This is a genomic window from Winogradskyella psychrotolerans (assembly GCF_018860545.1).
In the GTDB taxonomy this organism is placed as follows: Bacteria; Bacteroidota; Bacteroidia; order Flavobacteriales; family Flavobacteriaceae; genus Winogradskyella; species Winogradskyella psychrotolerans_A.
In genome coordinates, this window is the sequence record NZ_JAHKPN010000009.1 from 26927 (window position 1) to 45778 (window position 18852).

General features: G+C 32.7%; 18 protein-coding genes. 7 read left to right on the top strand and 11 right to left on the bottom strand.

The genetic code is table 11. The annotated features are described in order from the left end of the window. Window positions 1-151 precede the first annotated feature (151 nt). The 5 genes from KO515_RS02960 to KO515_RS02980 form a co-directional block, all read right to left on the bottom strand. Complete coding sequence (locus KO515_RS02960) at window positions 152-1006, bottom strand: substrate-binding domain-containing protein (RefSeq protein WP_215934896.1); 855 nt, start codon at window positions 1004-1006, stop codon at window positions 152-154. A 96-nt stretch (window positions 1007-1102) separates the two neighbouring features. Continuing rightward, on the bottom strand, window positions 1103-1975 hold the full coding sequence (locus KO515_RS02965; protein WP_215934897.1) for a nucleoside phosphorylase: 873 nt from the start codon (window positions 1973-1975) through the stop codon (window positions 1103-1105). After that, window positions 1965-2906, bottom strand: coding sequence for a DUF1835 domain-containing protein (locus tag KO515_RS02970; protein ID WP_215934898.1), 942 nt, complete (start codon window positions 2904-2906; stop codon window positions 1965-1967). Before KO515_RS02970 ends, KO515_RS02965 begins: the two co-directional genes overlap by 11 nt. A 5-nt stretch (window positions 2907-2911) precedes the next feature. Further along, window positions 2912-3241, bottom strand: coding sequence for a translation initiation factor (locus KO515_RS02975; protein ID WP_215934899.1), 330 nt, complete (start codon window positions 3239-3241; stop codon window positions 2912-2914). Between the two features lie 94 nt (window positions 3242-3335). Next, window positions 3336-4286 carry an isopenicillin N synthase family dioxygenase gene (locus tag KO515_RS02980; RefSeq protein ID WP_215934900.1) on the bottom strand — a complete coding sequence of 317 codons (951 nt, stop codon included), beginning with the start codon at window positions 4284-4286 and terminating at the stop codon, window positions 3336-3338. A gap of 236 nt (window positions 4287-4522) precedes the next feature. Here KO515_RS02980 and KO515_RS02985 point away from each other — a divergent pair, with 236 nt between their 5' ends. From KO515_RS02985 to KO515_RS02995, 3 genes are all read left to right on the top strand, one after another. Then, window positions 4523-6523 (top strand): alpha-ketoacid dehydrogenase subunit alpha/beta, encoded by a 2001-nt coding sequence (locus KO515_RS02985; protein WP_215934901.1) that lies wholly within the window; start codon window positions 4523-4525, stop codon window positions 6521-6523. Between the two features lie 142 nt (window positions 6524-6665). Continuing rightward, window positions 6666-8975: a T9SS type A sorting domain-containing protein gene (locus KO515_RS02990; protein WP_215934902.1), complete on the top strand. Its 2310-nt coding sequence runs from the start codon at window positions 6666-6668 to the stop codon at window positions 8973-8975. 417 nt (window positions 8976-9392) lie between these two features. Beyond that, window positions 9393-9809, top strand: coding sequence for a 3D domain-containing protein (locus tag KO515_RS02995; RefSeq protein WP_252723769.1), 417 nt, complete (start codon window positions 9393-9395; stop codon window positions 9807-9809). On the opposite strand, the gene KO515_RS03000 is transcribed toward KO515_RS02995, so the two are convergent. Then, complete coding sequence (locus KO515_RS03000) at window positions 9806-10366, bottom strand: ExbD/TolR family protein (RefSeq protein WP_215934903.1); 561 nt, start codon at window positions 10364-10366, stop codon at window positions 9806-9808. The genes KO515_RS02995 and KO515_RS03000 overlap by 4 nt on opposite strands. A 138-nt stretch (window positions 10367-10504) precedes the next feature. On the opposite strand from KO515_RS03000, the gene KO515_RS03005 reads away from it, so the two are divergent. Beyond that, entirely contained in the window at window positions 10505-12019 is a 1515-nt protein-coding gene (locus KO515_RS03005; protein ID WP_215934904.1) for a DEAD/DEAH box helicase, read from the top strand. 97 nt (window positions 12020-12116) lie between these two features. Further along, window positions 12117-12851 (top strand): hypothetical protein, encoded by a 735-nt coding sequence (locus KO515_RS03010; RefSeq protein ID WP_215934905.1) that lies wholly within the window; start codon window positions 12117-12119, stop codon window positions 12849-12851. Here the strand turns inward: KO515_RS03010 and KO515_RS03015 are convergent. The 4 genes from KO515_RS03015 to hpf form a co-directional block, all read right to left on the bottom strand. Beyond that, on the bottom strand, window positions 12841-13404 hold the full coding sequence (locus KO515_RS03015; protein ID WP_215934906.1) for a pseudouridine synthase: 564 nt from the start codon (window positions 13402-13404) through the stop codon (window positions 12841-12843). The genes KO515_RS03010 and KO515_RS03015 overlap by 11 nt on opposite strands. 2 nt (window positions 13405-13406) lie before the next feature. Beyond that, a complete protein-coding gene (locus KO515_RS03020) occupies window positions 13407-14216 on the bottom strand; it encodes a DUF1853 family protein (RefSeq protein ID WP_215934907.1) in 810 nt (269 codons plus the stop codon). 82 nt (window positions 14217-14298) lie between these two features. Next, complete coding sequence (locus KO515_RS03025) at window positions 14299-14685, bottom strand: hypothetical protein (RefSeq protein ID WP_215934908.1); 387 nt, start codon at window positions 14683-14685, stop codon at window positions 14299-14301. A gap of 9 nt (window positions 14686-14694) precedes the next feature. After that, window positions 14695-14997 carry a ribosome hibernation-promoting factor, HPF/YfiA family gene (hpf, locus tag KO515_RS03030; protein ID WP_215934909.1) on the bottom strand — a complete coding sequence of 101 codons (303 nt, stop codon included), beginning with the start codon at window positions 14995-14997 and terminating at the stop codon, window positions 14695-14697. A 236-nt stretch (window positions 14998-15233) separates the two neighbouring features. Between hpf and KO515_RS03035 the strand changes: the two genes are divergently transcribed. Both KO515_RS03035 and KO515_RS03040 read left to right on the top strand, forming a co-directional pair. Next, the gene (locus tag KO515_RS03035; protein WP_215934910.1) at window positions 15234-17354 is read left to right on the top strand and encodes an elongation factor G; all 2121 of its coding nucleotides are present in this window, start codon (window positions 15234-15236) and stop codon (window positions 17352-17354) included. Between the two features lie 12 nt (window positions 17355-17366). After that, window positions 17367-17747, top strand: coding sequence for a hypothetical protein (locus tag KO515_RS03040; RefSeq protein WP_215934911.1), 381 nt, complete (start codon window positions 17367-17369; stop codon window positions 17745-17747). A 102-nt stretch (window positions 17748-17849) separates the two neighbouring features. Here the strand turns inward: KO515_RS03040 and KO515_RS03045 are convergent, their stop codons facing one another. Beyond that, a complete protein-coding gene (locus tag KO515_RS03045; RefSeq protein ID WP_215934912.1) occupies window positions 17850-18833 on the bottom strand; it encodes a PorP/SprF family type IX secretion system membrane protein in 984 nt (327 codons plus the stop codon). Window positions 18834-18852 lie beyond the last annotated feature (19 nt).

Here is an 18852-nt window from a genome sequence, read left to right on the forward strand (position 1 = left end):
TAGTTAAATTTTTCACAATTAACAAAAACTTGATTTTTTTATTGAAAATAAAAACCTTGTAATGCTTTAAAAATAAACATATTGCAACTTACTTCTCCTATTCACAATCCTTAACAATCCAATTTTAGATGCTTGTCATTAAGAATTGAGATTATAATTTATGAATTAATTTTGAATAATCTACTTTTTTGTCAATGATTTTTAAATCATGTAGTTGCGCCTGTACATTATCTAAAGTGTTCTTATCCATAATACTTTGAGACCATTCGGTTAATGACAGCCATTCACGTACATCTTCTAATTCTTGTTCGTAACGATTAGCAATAGTTTTATCAATACTTGGTATCGCTTTAAATTCGGACGTCGTCTCATTAATGATATCTAATATAGTTTTTAAGTCGTCTTCATTATTATCAATAAAATCTTGACGTACTGCAATTACAAAACATGGCCATGGAGATCGGCAATTCCCTATGCGTTTAAACACTCCTTCATCCACTATAGGTTTAGTCGTAAATTTCTCCCACATAAAATAATCGGCTTCCCCCTCGGTTAATCCTTTTATAGCTCCATCTAAATTTTTAATGACCTCAAAGTTTAAGTCATTCTCCAGGTCCCATTTGTTATTTTTAGCATTAATATAGGCCATAAGGTGAGAACCAGAACCATATCTGCTTATTGCAGCTCTTGTGCCTTTTATGTCTTCAATAGTATTAAAATTAGAATCGGCAGCAACATGAATGCCCCAAATTAACGGAGTTTCTACAAAAGTTTGAACAATTTTAGACGGACTTCCCTCAATAATATCTTTAACAATCCCTTCCGTTAGTATCACAGCCATATCAATCTCGCCTGAACGCAAAGCTTTGGTCATAGCACCAGTGCCACCATAATAATCATGCCATCTTAAATTAATATTTTGATTTTTATATTCCCCATTTTTAAGCGTGAGATACCATGCTAAATTAAAGTGTTCTGGAACACCTCCAATATTTACTTTTTTCATGTTAAGCTGAACTTGTTTTCGTAACTATTATATCAAAACAAGATTTATTATTTTATATTAAAGAAGCACTTCAAACGTGCTCTATACAACACTAAATTAAATATTAACAATACGCTCTAAAGCATATAAAATTAATTTCTCTACCACTTTTTTAGGAGCTTTACTAAAATCGCCATTTGCTCTATTTGCAATAATAGCATTTAGAGATATAGCCTCATGACCTAATAATTTTGAAAGTCCATAAATAACGGAAGTTTCCATTTCTAAGTTTGTAACTCTAATATCTTTAAAATTAAAACTGTCTATTTTTTTATTTAAACCAGCGTCTTTTAAAGGCAATCGTAAAACACGTCCTTGAGGACCATAAAAACCACCAGCAGTTGCTGTCATTCCTTTATGTGTTTTATCTCCTTCAAAATACTTTTCTAAATATTTACTGTTTTTTATAACAATTGGCCTCGATTTATTAGCATCCCAATTCGTATGCTTGATAAATTCATCTTCTACTTCAGAATTACTAATACCTTCAATTTGATAAAAATGTAACATCCCATTAATATCTAAGGCATGTGTACTTATTAAGAATTCATCCACCGGAATGTCATTTTGCAAGGATCCAGATGTTCCAATTCTAATAATATTCAGACTTGTTAATTCTGGTTTTACTTCTCTAGTTTCTAAATTAATATTGACTAAAGCATCCAATTCATTCAATACAATATCTATGTTATCTGGACCAATCCCTGTTGAAATAACGGTTAATCGTTTGTCTTGATAATATCCCGTTTGTGTTTTAAATTCTCGTTTTTGCGTACTAAATTCTATGCTATCAAAATGCTTCGTAATTTTTTCTACACGATCTTGGTCACCAACAAAAATTATGGTGTCCGAAATATTCTCCGGTTTTAAATTGAGATGGTAAACACTACCGTCTGGATTTAAAATAAGTTCTGAATCTTTAATTGCCATTAAATATGGTTTTAATAAGTTTATTCTGTTTAATGTTAAATTGAAAACCTAAGCGATTAACACCCCCATAAACCATATCATTGTTTATTTCTTTTGCAAAATTATGCTGGTCTAAGATGGCTTCATGGCCTTTTCTATTGAGTATGATCCCCGTATCATTTTCGGTGAAAAATAAATCTAATTTGTCTATGATACGTGATAATTGTAAATCTCCAAATCCATAATACCCCTGGTAATTAAGGCAATACCCTAAAAGATGACCTTTTGATTTTATGAAATTATCCTTCACAATATTAAGAATGTTAGTTTCTAAAACACTAAGACCACTTTTTTGATAGGGAAAACGTTCTAAATGAGCTCTCAAACAATTACTCATGTATTTAAAACTCGATTTTTTAACAATATAAGGTTTTAATATATTATGGTCCTTACCACAATAGGTCCGCCATAGTGCAATGGCTAGATCAATATCCTCTCTTGTGAGTAAAATTTTCTCTTTATAATGTGATTTTAATTGTTCAGGATTAAGTTCACTCAATCCTTTTAAACGTTTTTCACCTTTTACGCGGCCACTGCAAATAAGATAAAGGGGCTTCTTTATTTCTTTTTGATGTAATAAATTAATAACACCTATAAGATTAATATGACAAAATAAATCATACTCAAACCAAAGATTTATTTCTGTGTATTTATCAGTTTCATCAAGTTTTGATACTTCAGATATAATTTCGCGAGTATTAACTTCAATATCGTAATACTCTTTAAGGAAATTAACACGAAGTCTTAAAAATTCTCTCGAATTAATCGCTGGAATTGTGGGCCCTTCGCAAAGCATTTCCTGCCATGTTAAAATATCTTCTTTAAAATCTAGGTCTCTTAAATAATCCGTGAGACTGTTACCGTTAGTTATGTGTAAACAATTTTTAGTCATATAAATTAACCACCTACGCGTTTTACATTAAATCCTTTTTCCTTCAACATTGCCATGATTTTATCTCTATAATCTCCTTGAATAATGATTTTATCATCCTTAAAACTGCCACCCACACTAAGTTTCGTTTTTAGTTCTTTCGCTAATTTTTTAAAATCTTCTGAAGCTCCAGTATAACCTTCAAGTATAGTAATTGGTTTGCCCTTTCGTTTTTCGTATTTGCAAATTATAGGATCGTCTTGTAACCATAAATTATCCTTAGAGTCTTCAGTGCTATCTGTAGGTTCTGGAGTATGGTCTGGAAAGAGATTTTTTAATTGATCTTGTAAATCCATGATTTTAGTTTTCAGTGTTCAGTATTCGGTTGGCAGTATCAGGTAGTTTTCACCTACTCATATGGGCTATCAACTAAAGGCTAACAACTAACGACTATTTTTTAATTAATCCTAGCTCAATTAAACGTTCGTTTAAAAATTCTCCAGCAGTGATATCTTCAAACTGTTTTGGATTTTCTTCATCGATACAACTCTCTAAAACATCTAATTTCATTTCGCTAACAGGATGCATAAAAAACGGCATAGAGTAGCGCGACGTTCCCCAAAGCTCTCTAGGTGGATTTATAACGCGGTGAATCGTGGATTTTAATCTGTTATTAGAATGTCTAGATAACATATCTCCAACGTTAATCATCAATTCGTCTGGTTCTGCAATAGCATCTATCCATTCACCATCGTTACGTTGCACTTGCAAGCCTCTTCCTTGGGCACCCATTAATAAGGTAATAAGGTTAATATCTCCGTGAGCGGCCGCTCTTACCGCATTTTTAGGTTCTGATGTGATTGGAGGATAATGAATTGGTCGCAAAATAGAGTTGCCATTATGAATATAATTATCAAAATAGGTTTCTTCTAAATCCAAATAAAGTGCCAGAGCACGTAAAACGTACTTCGCTGTTTTTTCAAGCATTTGGTAGGTTTGCTTTCCTACTTTATTAAAATCATCTAACTCTTTAACTTCTACATTTTCGGGGTACTCTTTTCTACGCTCTTCATCATCTTCTACATATTGACCAAAATGCCAGAACTCTTTTAAGTCACCTTCTTTTTTTCCTTTAGCGCTTTCTTTACCAAAAGAAACATAACCGCGTTGACCACCAATACCAGGAATTTCATAATTCTCTTTTACGTCTAATGGTAGATTGAAAAAGTTCTTAACCTCTCCATATAAATTATCGACTAAAGCGTCATCTAAAAAATGTCCTTTTAAAGCCACGAAACCAATGTCTTCGTATGCTTTTCCTATATCGTTTATAAACTTTTGTTTTCGTTTAGGATCTTCAGAAATGAAATCCTTTAAATCTACACTAGGTATTCTATCCATGGGATTTGTGTTTAAAATTTTGTGAATATACAAATGTAACAATAATAGTACTAAAAAATCAGATAGGATTTATTGACAATTTGAAGTCTAATTTGAATTATTGAAGCAATTTTATTTACATTTGAAATATTCATATCTAAACCTTGAGACAAAAGATAGTGATTAATATTGGTGTTTTATGTGACCTTTGAAACCATAGAATAGGGACACTTATAACATTATTGAAACAACATTACATGCCAACAATCACAAAGAGTAACATAGCATACGACAAACGAAGTTTAAATGACCAAACGTTATTAAAGCTTTATTATAACATGCTAAAGCCTAGACTAATTGAAGAAAAAATGCTCATTCTTTTACGTCAAGGAAAAGTATCAAAATGGTTTTCAGGAATTGGGCAAGAAGCCATTTCCGTTGGTGTCACTATGGCCTTAAAACCGAGTGAATATATTCTACCTATGCACAGAAATCTTGGTGTTTTTACGACACGAAAAATTCCTTTGCATCGTCTATTTTGTCAATGGCAAGGAAAGGCTAGTGGGTTTACAAAAGGAAGAGATCGTTCTTTTCATTTTGGGACTCAAGAATACAATATTGTAGGAATGATATCGCATTTAGGCCCTCAATTAGGAGTTGCAGATGGTATAGCCTTAGCAAATCTTTTAAAAAAGAACGGAAATCTTACAGCTGTTTTTTCTGGTGAAGGCGGAACTAGTGAAGGTGATTTTCACGAAGCCCTAAACGTTGCTTCAGTATGGAGTTTACCCGTAATTTTTTGTGTTGAGAATAATGGCTACGGACTTTCTACACCAACAAACGAACAATACAATTGTAAGCAGATTGCAGATAGAGGTAAAGGTTATGGTATAGAATCTTTTGTTTTAGATGGCAATAATATTATTGAAACCTATACGAAAGTTCAAAAATTAGCCGAAAGTATTAGAAAAAGACCACGACCAATTTTAATAGAATTTAAAACTTTTAGGAGAAGAGGTCATGAGGAAGCTAGTGGTACAAAGTATGTACCTAAGGAATTGATAGAAGAATGGGAAGCTAAAGATCCTATTGAAAATTTTAGAAGCTTTTTATTCAGTAAAAAGATTCTTACAGCACAAATTGATGAAGCTTATATTGATGAAATTAAGTCTGAAATAGATACTGCTTTAGACACTGCTTATGGAGAACCCGACATCATCCCTAGTGAAACTGCAGAATTAAATGATGTTTACAAAGTATTTGAATATAAACCATTTACACCTAATAAAGTCACAAAAGAATTACGTTTCATTGATGCGATTTCAGAAGGCTTAAAACAATCGATGCTAAAACATAAAGATCTTGTGATAATGGGACAAGATATTGCAGAATATGGAGGTGTTTTTAAAATTACTGAAGGATTTGTAGAAGCATTTGGAAAAGATAGAGTTAGAAATACACCTATATGTGAATCGGCAATTGTTGAAACAGCAATGGGATTATCTATCTCAGGTATAAAGTCTGTTGTAGAAATGCAATTTGCAGATTTTGTGACTTCTGGTTTTAATCCTGTGGTGAACTATTTAGCAAAATCACACTACAGATGGCAACAGGAAGCTGATGTTGTGGTCAGAATGCCTTGTGGTGGAGGTGTGGCTGCTGGTCCATTTCACTCACAAACCAATGAAGCATGGTTTACTAAAACGCCAGGATTGAAAGTAGTATATCCAGCGTATCCTTATGATGCTAAAGGCTTATTAGCTACAGCTATTAATGATCCAAATCCTGTGTTGTTCTTTGAACATAAAGCATTGTATAGAAGTATTCGTCAAGATGTCCCAACGGATTATTTTACCATTCCATTTGGAAAAGCTGCCGTTTTAAAAGAAGGAGACGCGGTATCAATTATTACTTATGGAGCAGGAGTGCATTGGGCTTTAGATACTCTTGAAAAAAACACAGATATTTCAGCCGATGTCATAGATTTAAGAACATTGCAACCGTTAGATAAAGATGCTATAATTAATTCTGTTAAAAAGACAGGACGCGCAATAATTCTACAGGAGGATTCATTATTTGGAGGTATTGCTAGTGATCTTTCAGCACTATTAATGGAAGAATGTTTTGAATATTTAGATGCGCCTGTAAAACGTGTAGCAAGTATGGAAACCCCAATTCCATTCATTGGACAGTTAGAAGAACAATATTTAGCGAAAGGACGCTTTGAGTCCGCTTTAAAGCAACTGTTAGCCTATTAATCAATCATAATTTGGTAGATTGATAATAGTGTTACGTAGATGAAAATTAAGTTTAAGTATAATAAATTTTCAACTCCATCTATTAATTGCTTTATTTGATATGATATATTGATGTTAAAATTAATTCATTAAAAGATAAAATATGAAAATTAAACTACTATTAGTGCTAGTTTTAGCTTGCACATTCTCTTTTGCACAACAAATACCTGAGGACATTAAACCACCCAGTTGGAGTAAAGCCTACATCTCTGATGTGATCCCTTTCAAACTTCCAACTTTCGATTTAAAAGCATTGCAAGATGAAGATCTTATTAATGACCAAGACAAGTCAATTCCTTGGAGATTTGGTCATGATATTTATGTAGATCATAACTTTAATGAGGTTGGTGAATGGACAACTTTAGAGAACGGAGATCGAATCTGGAGAATGTCTTATTCATCTGAAGGTGCCTATTCATTGAATTTTATGTTCGATGTATTCAAAATTCCTGAAGGTGCAAAACTCTATGTATATAATGAGGATAAGACCGACTTATTAAGACCTTTCACGTATCATAATAACAATGCTGAGGAAGTTTTAGGAACGTGGTTGGTAGAAGGTGATTCTGCTTACATCGAATATTACCAACCTGCCAACGTTGTTGGTGAAGCTAAAATTACTGTAGGCTCTGTAGTACATGGATATCGTACTGCTGAAAACTACCAAAAATCATTAAATGATTCTGGGTCTTGTAATCAAGATGTCGATTGTGATATTACTCCAACTTCAGATCCTTATGACATAAATACCCGAAAAGAAGAAGTCAAAAAAGCAGTAGCTATGTTAGTTTCTGGTGGTGGATTTTGTTCTGGGACATTAGTAAACAATACTAATAATGATGAGACACCTTACTTCCTAACTGCTAACCACTGTAGTGGAGGTGAAGGAAGTTGGGCATTTCGATTTAACTGGAGAAGTCCTAACCCATCTTGTGGGACAACAACAAATAGTACTAACGGCACATACGACCAAACGGTGAGTGGAGCAGTAGTAAGAGCTCAGAGCTCACAGTCGGATATGGAATTAGTAGAAATTACAGATACTAGTTTCTTTGAAAATAATCCAGATGTCATTTGGGCTGGTTGGAATAATTCTACGACTCAAACTCCAGCAATGAGTTTTGGTATTCATCACCCTAGTGGAGATATTCAAAAAGTATCTCGAAATGATGAAGGAGCATTTAGATATACCACAAGCTTTAACGGAAATGCGACTACACAAATGTGGAGAATTAATGATTGGGAATTAGGTGTAACTGAAGGAGGTTCTTCTGGGTCAGGATTGTTTAACGAAACAGGTCATTTAATCGGTATGCTTTCTGCAGGTACAGCAGCATGTTCTGGCACTGTGGATAATGGCGGCTACGATATTTATGGACGTTTTGGCGTAGCATGGGATTACGGTACAACAGCTTCAACACGTCTGAAAGATTGGTTAGATCCTTCAGATTCTGGAGTTGAAATTTTAGATCAATATCCTTCACTTCAAACCTACGATATTGATGCCAGAGTAACCGCAGGTTCAGGTAATGCAGCAGAACTTTGTGGTGAAGATTTTACACCGGAAATTACACTTGTTAACTCAGGAGTTCTAACTTTAACTTCTGCAGATGTATCGTATAGTATTGATGATGAGTCGAATACTCCTATAAGCTGGACTGGTAATTTACTTAATGGTGAAAGTGTAGTGGTTGCTACACCAACATATTCTAATTTAGGACCAGGTAGTCATTCTTTAGAGATAATTGTTTCTAACCCTAATGGCACACAAGACGAAAACACGACTAATGATACCTATAGTTTCAATTTTGAAGTGTCACCATCTTATACCACAACAACTATTACTTTAGATTTATTAACTGATAATTACGGTTATGAAACCACATGGGACCTAGTTAATAGTTCTGGGGTCATCGTAGATAGTGGAATGTATTTTGATTCAAATAGTCCTACATCATACGAAGAAATTATTACTATTCCGAGTTTTAACGAATGTTATACATTTACAATTTACGACGAAGAAGATGATGGTATTTGTTGTTTTTATGGTTCGGGCTCATATAGCTTAAAAGATGAAAATGACAATGAGATAATTTCTGGTGGTGAATTTACGACTTCTGAATCAGTCACATTCAATGTACAAGATCCTTTAAGTGTTAATGAATTTAGTTTAGACGGTTTAATTAACTTATATCCTAATCCAGTTAATAACAACTTAAATATTGATTTAAATAATTTAAATGAAGACGTAAGTTTTAAAATATTTGACACCTTAGGAAAACAAATTAGCCATGGGGATTTAAGAAGTAATGATACTCATACTCTAAATATATCAAATTATCAAAGTGGTATTTATTTTATAAAATTATCTACTGATACGAGTACTATGACCCAAAAATTTATTAAAAAGTAAAACCTTAAAATAAAAGTCATAAAAAAAGTCAGTTTCTTTCATAGGAAACTGACTTTTTTGTGACACATTAAATTGAATTAATTCAAATTAAAATCTACTGGTTTTTAAGTCATCATCTAAACTATTAGATGTGTTGACAATTTTTAATAATACTCTCATAACTGATTGATTGATTGATTGATTGATTGATTGATGAAATTATGCGCTATTATCTATAACGTCTTTTTTTGTTCCAGTTAAAACTTTTTGTTTCAGTTGATGTACTTGATAATTGGTTGCTGTTTAAAGTTCTCATAATTTTATGTTTTTTAATTGGTTATACCTAATAGACGTCGAAACTTTACTTTTGTTACAGTACTATGTTAAACATAATACAGTTTTAACAAAATTTAACAATTTTGATGTACCTTTATAAATATGAAAATAGGTCACTTTGTTATAGCGCTGTGCTGTATTTCCTTGAATAATTGCACTAATCATACTAAAGATACTTGTATAAAAAAAACATTTCAAGTAACAGCGACAGCCTACAACTCATTAGCCTACCAAACGAATTCTAATCCAAATATTACGGCTTTTGGAGATAGTTTAAAACCTGGCTTACGCTACATTGCTATCTCACGAGATCTATTGGATTCTGGTTTAGTACATAATACCAAAGTTAAAATTCAAGGTTTTGATAGTTTATACATTGTAAAAGATAAAATGAATCAACGTTACCGAAAACGCATTGATATTTATATGGACAATGATATTAAAAAAGCAAAAGCATGGGGCAAAAGGAACGTTGTGATTGAATATTGTATTCAACCTAAAGACTCAATAACGCATTAGCGCTTTACCATAATTTCAGAAACAATAAACGGATACGCTTTCTGCACGGCAATAAGTTCTTCTTTTGTTAATTCATCTGGAGTTTTGTCATAGACCTGTTTTGCATACCGCATTCTTAAATCATAGTAGGCTCTTGTAATTTCATCTTGTACTGAAATAAATAAATCATACTTAGTTAAAGCATCATGCCGCAAAGAAATTACAGCCACCTTAGGATGATCAGAGGAATCTTTAGATTGTTTACCTTCACAAAAATCACAAGTAGCACTACCATTATTATCAATAAAGGCTTCAACACTATCTTTAACGTCTTCTAATGTTACAATGTTAGCTTCAATCATAATTTGTTGATCAGCGTTCATTGCAATCTCCAATAAATTCCGATCCGGAATATCTGCTGTACAATCAGGTGAATCGCAAATAGGTGGTAATTTTCGTAAAATACCTTTGTCCGCAGAAATAGTGGTAGTTACTAAAAAGAAAATAAGTAACAAAAAGGCAATGTCTGCCATAGATCCTGCATTGACCGATACAGAGTGTCTTTTAAATGATTTCATAATATTATATATTTAAATGTTAATGAAATCTTAAACACAATAACAATACCAATCTTTTTAAATCTTGTTAACAATTCATTCCGTAAACCTTTACAATGTGCTATTTTTGCGAAATTAATTAAGTGCTAAATTCAATTTATGTCATCAGAAACTGAAACCATTCAACAAAATGCCACTGAGAAAAGTCTCTATGATTATCAGATCAAAGACCTTAATCGCATTTTTGATGTAATGCGAGATGAATCTGATGATTTCAACCTCTTATACCAATTACCAACAGGAGGAGGTAAGACGGTTATTTTTTCTGAAATCGTAAGACGCTACGCTGAACAACATCAGAAAAAAGTAGTTATTTTAACGCATAGAATTGAGCTCTGTAAGCAAACTTCAAATGTGCTATCTGGTTTTAATGTTAAGAACAAGGTCATTAATAGTAAGGTAAAAACGCTTCCAGACCAAGATGACTATCAGTGTTTTGTGGCCATGGTTGAAACCTTAAATAACCGTTTGTCTGATAATGATTTCGAATTAAAAAATATTGGCTTAGTTATTATTGATGAAGCACATTACAATTCATTCAGAAAGCTATTTAAGTTTTTCGAAAATTGCTTCATTCTAGGTGTAACTGCTACACCATTGAGTAGTAATATAAAACTACCCATGAAAGATAATTACAACAAGTTAATTGTTGGCGATGATATTTCAACTTTAATAAAAAATGGATTCCTAGCCAAAGCCGAAGTTTCTAACTATGATGTTGGGTTAACCTCTTTAAAAATTGGTATTAATGGTGATTATACCGTTAAATCTTCAGAAGCTTTATATACCAACAGCTTAATGCAATCTAAGCTATTAATGGCTTATGAGGAAATGGCAAAAGGCAAAAAAACGCTTATTTTTAATAATGGAATTTATACGTCTAAAGAAGTCTATCACACCTTTAAAAAAGCGGGTTATAATGTAAGACACTTAGATAATACAGCAAACAAGCAGGATCGTAAAGACATTTTAAAATGGTTTAAAAAGACGCCAGATGCCGTTTTATCTTCTGTAAGTATTCTAACCACGGGGTTTGATGAACCTTCTGTAGAATCTATAATTCTAAATAGGGCCACACGATCACTGACGTTATATTTTCAAATGATTGGTCGTGGTAGCCGAATTTATAAGGACAGAGATAAGTTTCAAGTTATCGATTTGGGAAATAACGAAGCGCGTTTTGGACCTTGGGATCAACCCGTGGATTGGCAACATATTTTTAAACATCCCGATTATTATTTAGAGAATATTATCGATGATGATTTATTAGAACGCGATTTTGTTTACACCATGCCCGATACACTAAAGGTGAAATTCAAAAAATCATATACTTTAAATTTTGATGTTAAGGCAGAGTATAAAAAGGTTATGAATGAAGGTAAAAAATCGTTTACAGTTATAGAGCGGTCTATTGCCCAACACTCTCAAATATGCATTGATAATAGTGAAGATGTCTATGACGCTAGAGAATTGACAAAAGCGCTTCAAGATGAAATTGCCTTTAGGATCAAACAATACTGTTACTGCATTATGAATAGTACTCAAAACTACAAAGAGTGGCTATTTGAAGAGTATAATAGAAAGTTAAGAATTAGTTTCAATGGAAAGTTTTAACTTTTTTTTGTAAAGAATTCTGAAATTATGCCTTTAATTTGGAATAGGTACGATTTTTGTAACTTAAAGGCATATACTTAAACCCAAAAATATAAAAGTGAAAACGAGTTATATCATAGCATTTATATTCTGCATGTTTTGCGGCACAACCGTTTTTGGCCAAGTTATTAAAGATAAAGAGACGAAATCCATACGTATACCTGCAGAAGAATCTAAAAAGAAAAAAGATTCCGCATTAGTTAAAGTTAAGGTGGCACCAATCCCTAAAACAGAAGCGGAAAAGTCAAGTGGGAACTCAGAGAACAATGATGAAAAATTTGTGATTAGAGAAACAGAGAAACCTTTTTCTATGTTTGAAAATGACGGATTAAAAAGTCCAAGTGAAATTTTCGAAAAACGTTGGAAAAAAGAAGCCGTAAAAGGAGGCATAGTGCAAACGATGTCTGATCAATTTTTAGGAGAACATAATGTGGATACTAAATTTGTAAACATTGTGTGTAGAGATCATCAATATCCTGACGGAGACCGTGTTCAGATTTTATTAAATGGAAGTATTGTTAAACACAACCTTTTACTTACAGGTAGTTACAGACGAGTAGAAGTTAACTTAGCAGAAGGAAAGAATACTATTGATATTGTGGCTTTAAACCAAGGAGAATCGGGTCCTAATACAGCCGAATTTGTGGTTTATGATGATAAAGGTAGCGTCATTTCTTCTAAAGAATGGAATCTTCTGACTGGTGTAAAAGCAACCATTGTTTTTAATAACGAAAAGGTCATCATTACCGAGAAAACGGCGAGTGCAACCACAGAAGAAACGTCTAGTAATTAATAGGTATAACTTCACCGGGTTCCATAGCGTCCAAATTATAATCACCAATCCTTACTCTTACTAATCTCAACGTTGGCAAACCTACTTTGGCTGTCATTTTTCGGACTTGTCTAAATTTTCCTTCGGTGATCGTAATGGAGAGCCAAGACGTAACCCCATGGCGTTCATCGCGTACAAAACGTTCAATGATATGCGATGTATCTTTTAAGATTTTAGCCTGACACGGTTTTGTTTTGTATAGTTTACCTTCCACAGAAATTTCAACTCCATTTTCTAATTCTGAAATAATTTCAGGTGTTATAACCCCATCAACCATCACATGGTATTCTTTTTCAATTGCCGAACTGGTGATGTAATTGCTAAATTTTCCATCGGTGGTTAAGAGTAACAAGCCTTCAGACTTTTCATCCAACCGACCAACTGCCATAGTTTCCTTGGGGAAATTATTAAGTTCTCCTAAAAGCTTTTTAGATTTACGCTTGGTCTGGTGATTTACAAATTGGCTTAAATAGCCATAAGGTTTGTATAATTTAAAATAGCTGTGATCTTTCATGCTTACCAAAAGGTTATAAAACATTTTATGAGTTTGGTCTCATTATACTTAACCCATACTAAAGGAGAGCGTTGGGCTTCAATATCTTTTTGAATTCTGGCCATAGCAGTTTCATAATCTTGCCAATTCACATCGTTATAAGGCGTCACTAACCAATCTAATTTCTGAGGTATAAAAAATTCTAACGCTTCAAAAGTCGAAATAGCATTAAAAGATATATAAAAACCAGAAACACAGTCCTCGTTGACTAGATTAAAATCTACTTCAGAATCATGATAAGGTAAAAACAATTGGGCTTTAAAACATAGTTGTTGTGAAACAGCCTTGACATCGATGTTATACTCAGCAAGTTGTTTAATCGTTTCATTATTAAAAAGAAGCGGAAATTGTTTATCTCGAAGTTTATCTAATTTATAACAAAGCGTATCCTTCCGATTAGGTCCAATCCAATAGGAGAGAGGCTCGTTATAAGATTCTAATGTATCATACAAATAGAATTTGTAAACTACCTCAAGATGAATAGGTTGATTATCCAACATATAAAGCGCGTCTAACTCACCTATGGTTTGACGATTCTTTTGAATTTGTAAATTTTCTGTTAGCCATTTGACAGCGTCTTTTTGCTGTAACTGATAAAACACAAATTCTTCTACAAGTTTACCTAAACGTTGATTTTTACATCTAAAATCATCACCTTTCCATTGTACTTCAGAATTGAGTTCCGTTAAACCTATATCAGGTAAACAACTCGTTTTAAATAAAGAACGGGTGTTTAGGTATCCCTTAAATCGTAATAAAGTGCTTTCATCCATTATGGATTAAAAGTATAACTATTTTATTAAAAGAAAACTGTCTTAAAACTTAATTGTTACTCATATTTAAAGACACTCTATTTTAAGGACGCTTGATATCTGCACTATCAATTTCAAAATAATCTAAGACGTCTGTAACTGTTGAAATATGTTCGGTTTTATCTCCATTTAAAATAATTGCACCTTTAAATGCTTTTGGATTATTAATTAAAATAGTGACATAATCGTTAGCATCAAAATTAGAGCTATTACTGACGTCTTTAATGTTTGAAAAATCTAAAAAGGTTTCAATTTCAGTATTAAGATCAGCGGCCAAATCTTGCCATTGCGTAGCTGTTGGCATGGTCTCGTTGATATTGGACATTAAAATTTTCTTACCAGAAGCCTTTAAATAGCCTTCTAGTTGTTTTCCAAAATCCGAATCGCTTGCATAAATACAATTTATTTGATTGTTATCTCTACTTATCATTCCCATGGCTTAATATGTTTTCATTTTATCTTTTCTTTTTTCCAACTGACGCAATAGATCATTTACTGTTTCAGAAATGGCATCATAAAAATTTTCATGCGAAGATTCTGCAAATAAACGTGGGCCAGGAGCACTCAATCTAATGCTACAAATTTTTCCGGTATCATCACGCGTCGTATTTTCTGTTTTAAAAAATACATCGGTTCTAATTACAAAATCGTAACGTGTAAATACGGTTTCTAATTTTTCCTTCGCATGGGCTTCTAAACGATCACTTGTCTCTATATCGTGGTATTCAAATATTATTTCCATAAGTTCTATTTATTTATTTATTTAAGGTTAAAATTATTCTAATCTTACCTGTTTACTTGACTGATATCAAATCGATTTTAACGTAATAGCATATGGTATTAAGTAGTAGTGTTTTAGACTATTAGAATAAAATCCTAAAACCTAACGAAAGTCATATTTTTTATTTCAAACAAAAGGTATCTTTAGTGATATCATATATTTAAACAATATCTAACGCTCTAAAAATCACATAACTTATGAAAGTATTTGATGATAAACACATTAAAAATGTGGCGTTTGTTGGCACGCATCGTGCTGGTAAAACCACATTGTCTGAGACCATGTTATTTGAAGCAGGTCTAATTAACAGACGAGGCACCGTAGAACAGCAAAATACCATATCGGATTACCATGAATTTGAGCACCAACGCGGTGCTTCTGTTTTTGCAACACCTTTGCATACAGAATGGAGAAACTATAAAATTAATATTATTGATACACCAGGTTTAGATGATTTTATAGGAGAAATAATGTCTTCCATTCGTGTCGCTGATACTATTGTAACAGTGATCAATGCAAAGCATGGTGTTGATATAGGCACAGAAATCATTTGGAATTACGTTGATAAATATCACAAACCCACACTGTTTGTAATCAATAAAATTGATAGTGATAAGGCTAATTTTGAATTGAGTCTCAATAGCTTAAAAGATTTAGTCGGTAATAATGCTGTTTTAATGCAATATCCAATTAAAATTGATGGAGCACAATGTATTATTGATGTGCTTAAAATGAAATGCTACAAATTTGGACCAGAAGGAGGTAAGCCTGAAAAGTTAGTAATTCCTGAAGATCAAAAAGCGTATGCCAACCAACTTCATAATGAGCTCGTAGAAAAAGCTGCTGAAAATGATGAAGATCTTATGGAACGTTATTTTGATAAAGGCACGCTTAATGAAAACGAATTGAGAGAAGGTATAAAGCTAGGCATGTTAAACCATGATATCTTTCCAATATTTTGTGTATCTGCTTTAAAAGATATGGGATCAGGTCGTTTAATGGGCTTTATAGATAATGTTGCACCAGCAGCAGGGGATTTAAAACCCGAACAAACCATTGAAGGTAAACTTATAAAACCTGAATTAGATGCTGATACCTCCCTTTTTGTATTTAAAAATATTCATCAACCCAATTTAGGACAGATTACATTTTTTAAAGTGATGTCAGGTGAAGTAAAAATTAACGATAAACTTTTTAATACGAGAACTGGAGAGTTAGAGACGATAAATCAACTTTATATTATGGATGGAAAGCAAAAGCATTCTGTTCAGAAACTAACTGTAGGTGACATTGGAGCCACAACCAAGTTAAAATTTACTGAAACTAACGATACTCTAGCAACCAATGCCGAAACCGGAACTATAAGACCCATAAATTTCCCGCAACCAAGATTAGTAAAGGCTGTTTTTGCAGAAAGCACTACCGAAGAAGAGAAACTTAGCGATGCTTTGAGACGAATGCATAGTCAAGATTTAACGATTAATTTAAGTTATAACGATGAGACACATCAAACCTTAATTGGAACGCAAGGGGAACTACATTTGGCAACTATAGTTTGGATCTTAGAACATATTTATGATGTAAAAGCACATTTTGAAGCACCCAAAATTTCATATCGTGAAACCATTCAACGAAGTGCTACAGCTAATTACAGACATAAAAAGCAGAGTGGAGGATCTGGACAATTTGGTCAGGTACATTTAAAAATTGAACCTTATTATGAAGGCATGCCAGAACCCGAAGGGTTTTCTCTAAGAGGGAAAGAAGTCGTAGACTTACCTTGGGGTGGAAAATTAGTATTTTATAATTGTATTGTCGGTGGAGTCATAGACCAACGCTATTTACCTTCCGTAATGAAAGGAATTTTGGAAGTGATGGAATCCGGACCTTTAACAGACTCATATATGAGAGATATAAGAGTTATGGTTTATGATGGAAAAATGCATGCCGTTGATTCTAATGATATCTCGTTTAAAATTGCCGGAGCTTATGCTTTTAAAGCTGCTTTTTTAAATGCGAATCCTAAATTATTAGAACCTATTGAAAAAATGAAGTTGACTGTACCAGGCGACATGGTTGGTAATGTAATGACAGAACTACAAAGCAGACGTGCCATAATTCAAGGTATTGAAAATGAAGCAAATTATCAAATATTAAAATGTACGATACCTGCTTCTGAATTAACAGATTTCTCTAGTCAGTTACGCTCAATTACACAAGGTAGAGCTACATATAATTCAAGTTTTGATGGTTATAATGCAGTGCCGAGTCATATTCAAAAACAATTAGTAACGAAACAAGAATTAGTAACTACTTAAAACATTAAAGTTATGCAAAGTAAAATATTATATTTAAGTGATTTGAAGTTTAATATAGAAACTTGGAAACGCGAATTACGCTTTCACTTCAATGAAATGGATACGTTTCAAGAAAAATTAGAAGAATTAGTACCACGTATAGATGATGCCATTGGCTATAAGAAGTTAGAAGTTTTTCAAAATCGAATAATGATAGAAAAAGATGCCATTAAAAAATTAATGCATAGATGCAGAAATAAAATGGCCGCGATTAATAATTCAGATTTTAATGAATCTATAGATGGTCGGCTTCAGAATGAACAGCATACACTAAAGGAAGATATGCGGATGTACATAAAAATGCATTATGAGTTAAAAGAAAATCTTATGGACTTCTTTATTGAAGTGTTATAACTTTTTAAATAAAATGAACAAAAAAACGCAAAATCCAAGATAGATTTTGCGTTTTATCGTCATACAATTTTAATAAATAATAGGTGGTATATACCGAAAACCTTATCTATAATAACTCTGACTCGTTCCTTTTGTACATGCACAATTACTTGCGCCTTGTAAAAAGTCTAATCCAATGGTTATCATATGCGTCCCAGAATTAAAACGAGACAAATCATTCATAGTAACTTGATACGAATACGCAAAAAAGAATTGGTTGAATGTAATACCTGCCATTGGACCAAGATTTAAAGGCTTCATGAATTGATCATTCAAAAAACGGTACGACCCTCCAACAAAATAATAATCTCCTTTTCTATTAAATTTTCTGTATTTAAAATTTATATCGGTACTAGATCGTCTATCACTATCAAACATTTGTACAAATACAGATGGCTCAAATTCTACATCTTTATTATGTCGATTTTTAATGACCACTCCAGTATATAATTGATAGTTCAATAACTTACTAGGTTCAACACCTAAATATTGGTCAATATCTTTTTTCAAGAAATTATTCGCATTAAAGCTTAAATAAAAGGCTTTCCAACGGTATAAAATACCTGCATCAAAGTTGTTGTTAGACACGCCTCTATCATCTGTAATAGCTGGATCTAAAATAGGTATGTCATAAGTAGTATTAAAATTTTCTATTTCAATTCTAAAGCTATTAATGTTATATGATAAACCAAAGGATAGGAACTGCTTAGTTTTATAATCTAAAGTTAAATGGTGCGCAAAAGAAAACTTAACTCCTTTTTGCCTTGTGTTACCATTCTTATCATTATAAGCAGATATTCCAATTCCTGAACGATCGGCCATTCTAAAATCGGCGTACACTGATTGATTATCTGGAGCATCTTTTATGCCAACCCATTGTGTTAATCCGTTAGCTCTAATTTTTAAATTATCTCCAATTCCTGCGTAAGTAGGTGAAATAACAAAGTTGTTATCTGCCAAATACTGTGTAAATACCGGTAGATTTAATTCTTGGCCGTAACTCTGAGCAAAGACCAAAAAAAGAATATATAGGGTGATTTTTTTCATAATGTTATCTTTCTAATGT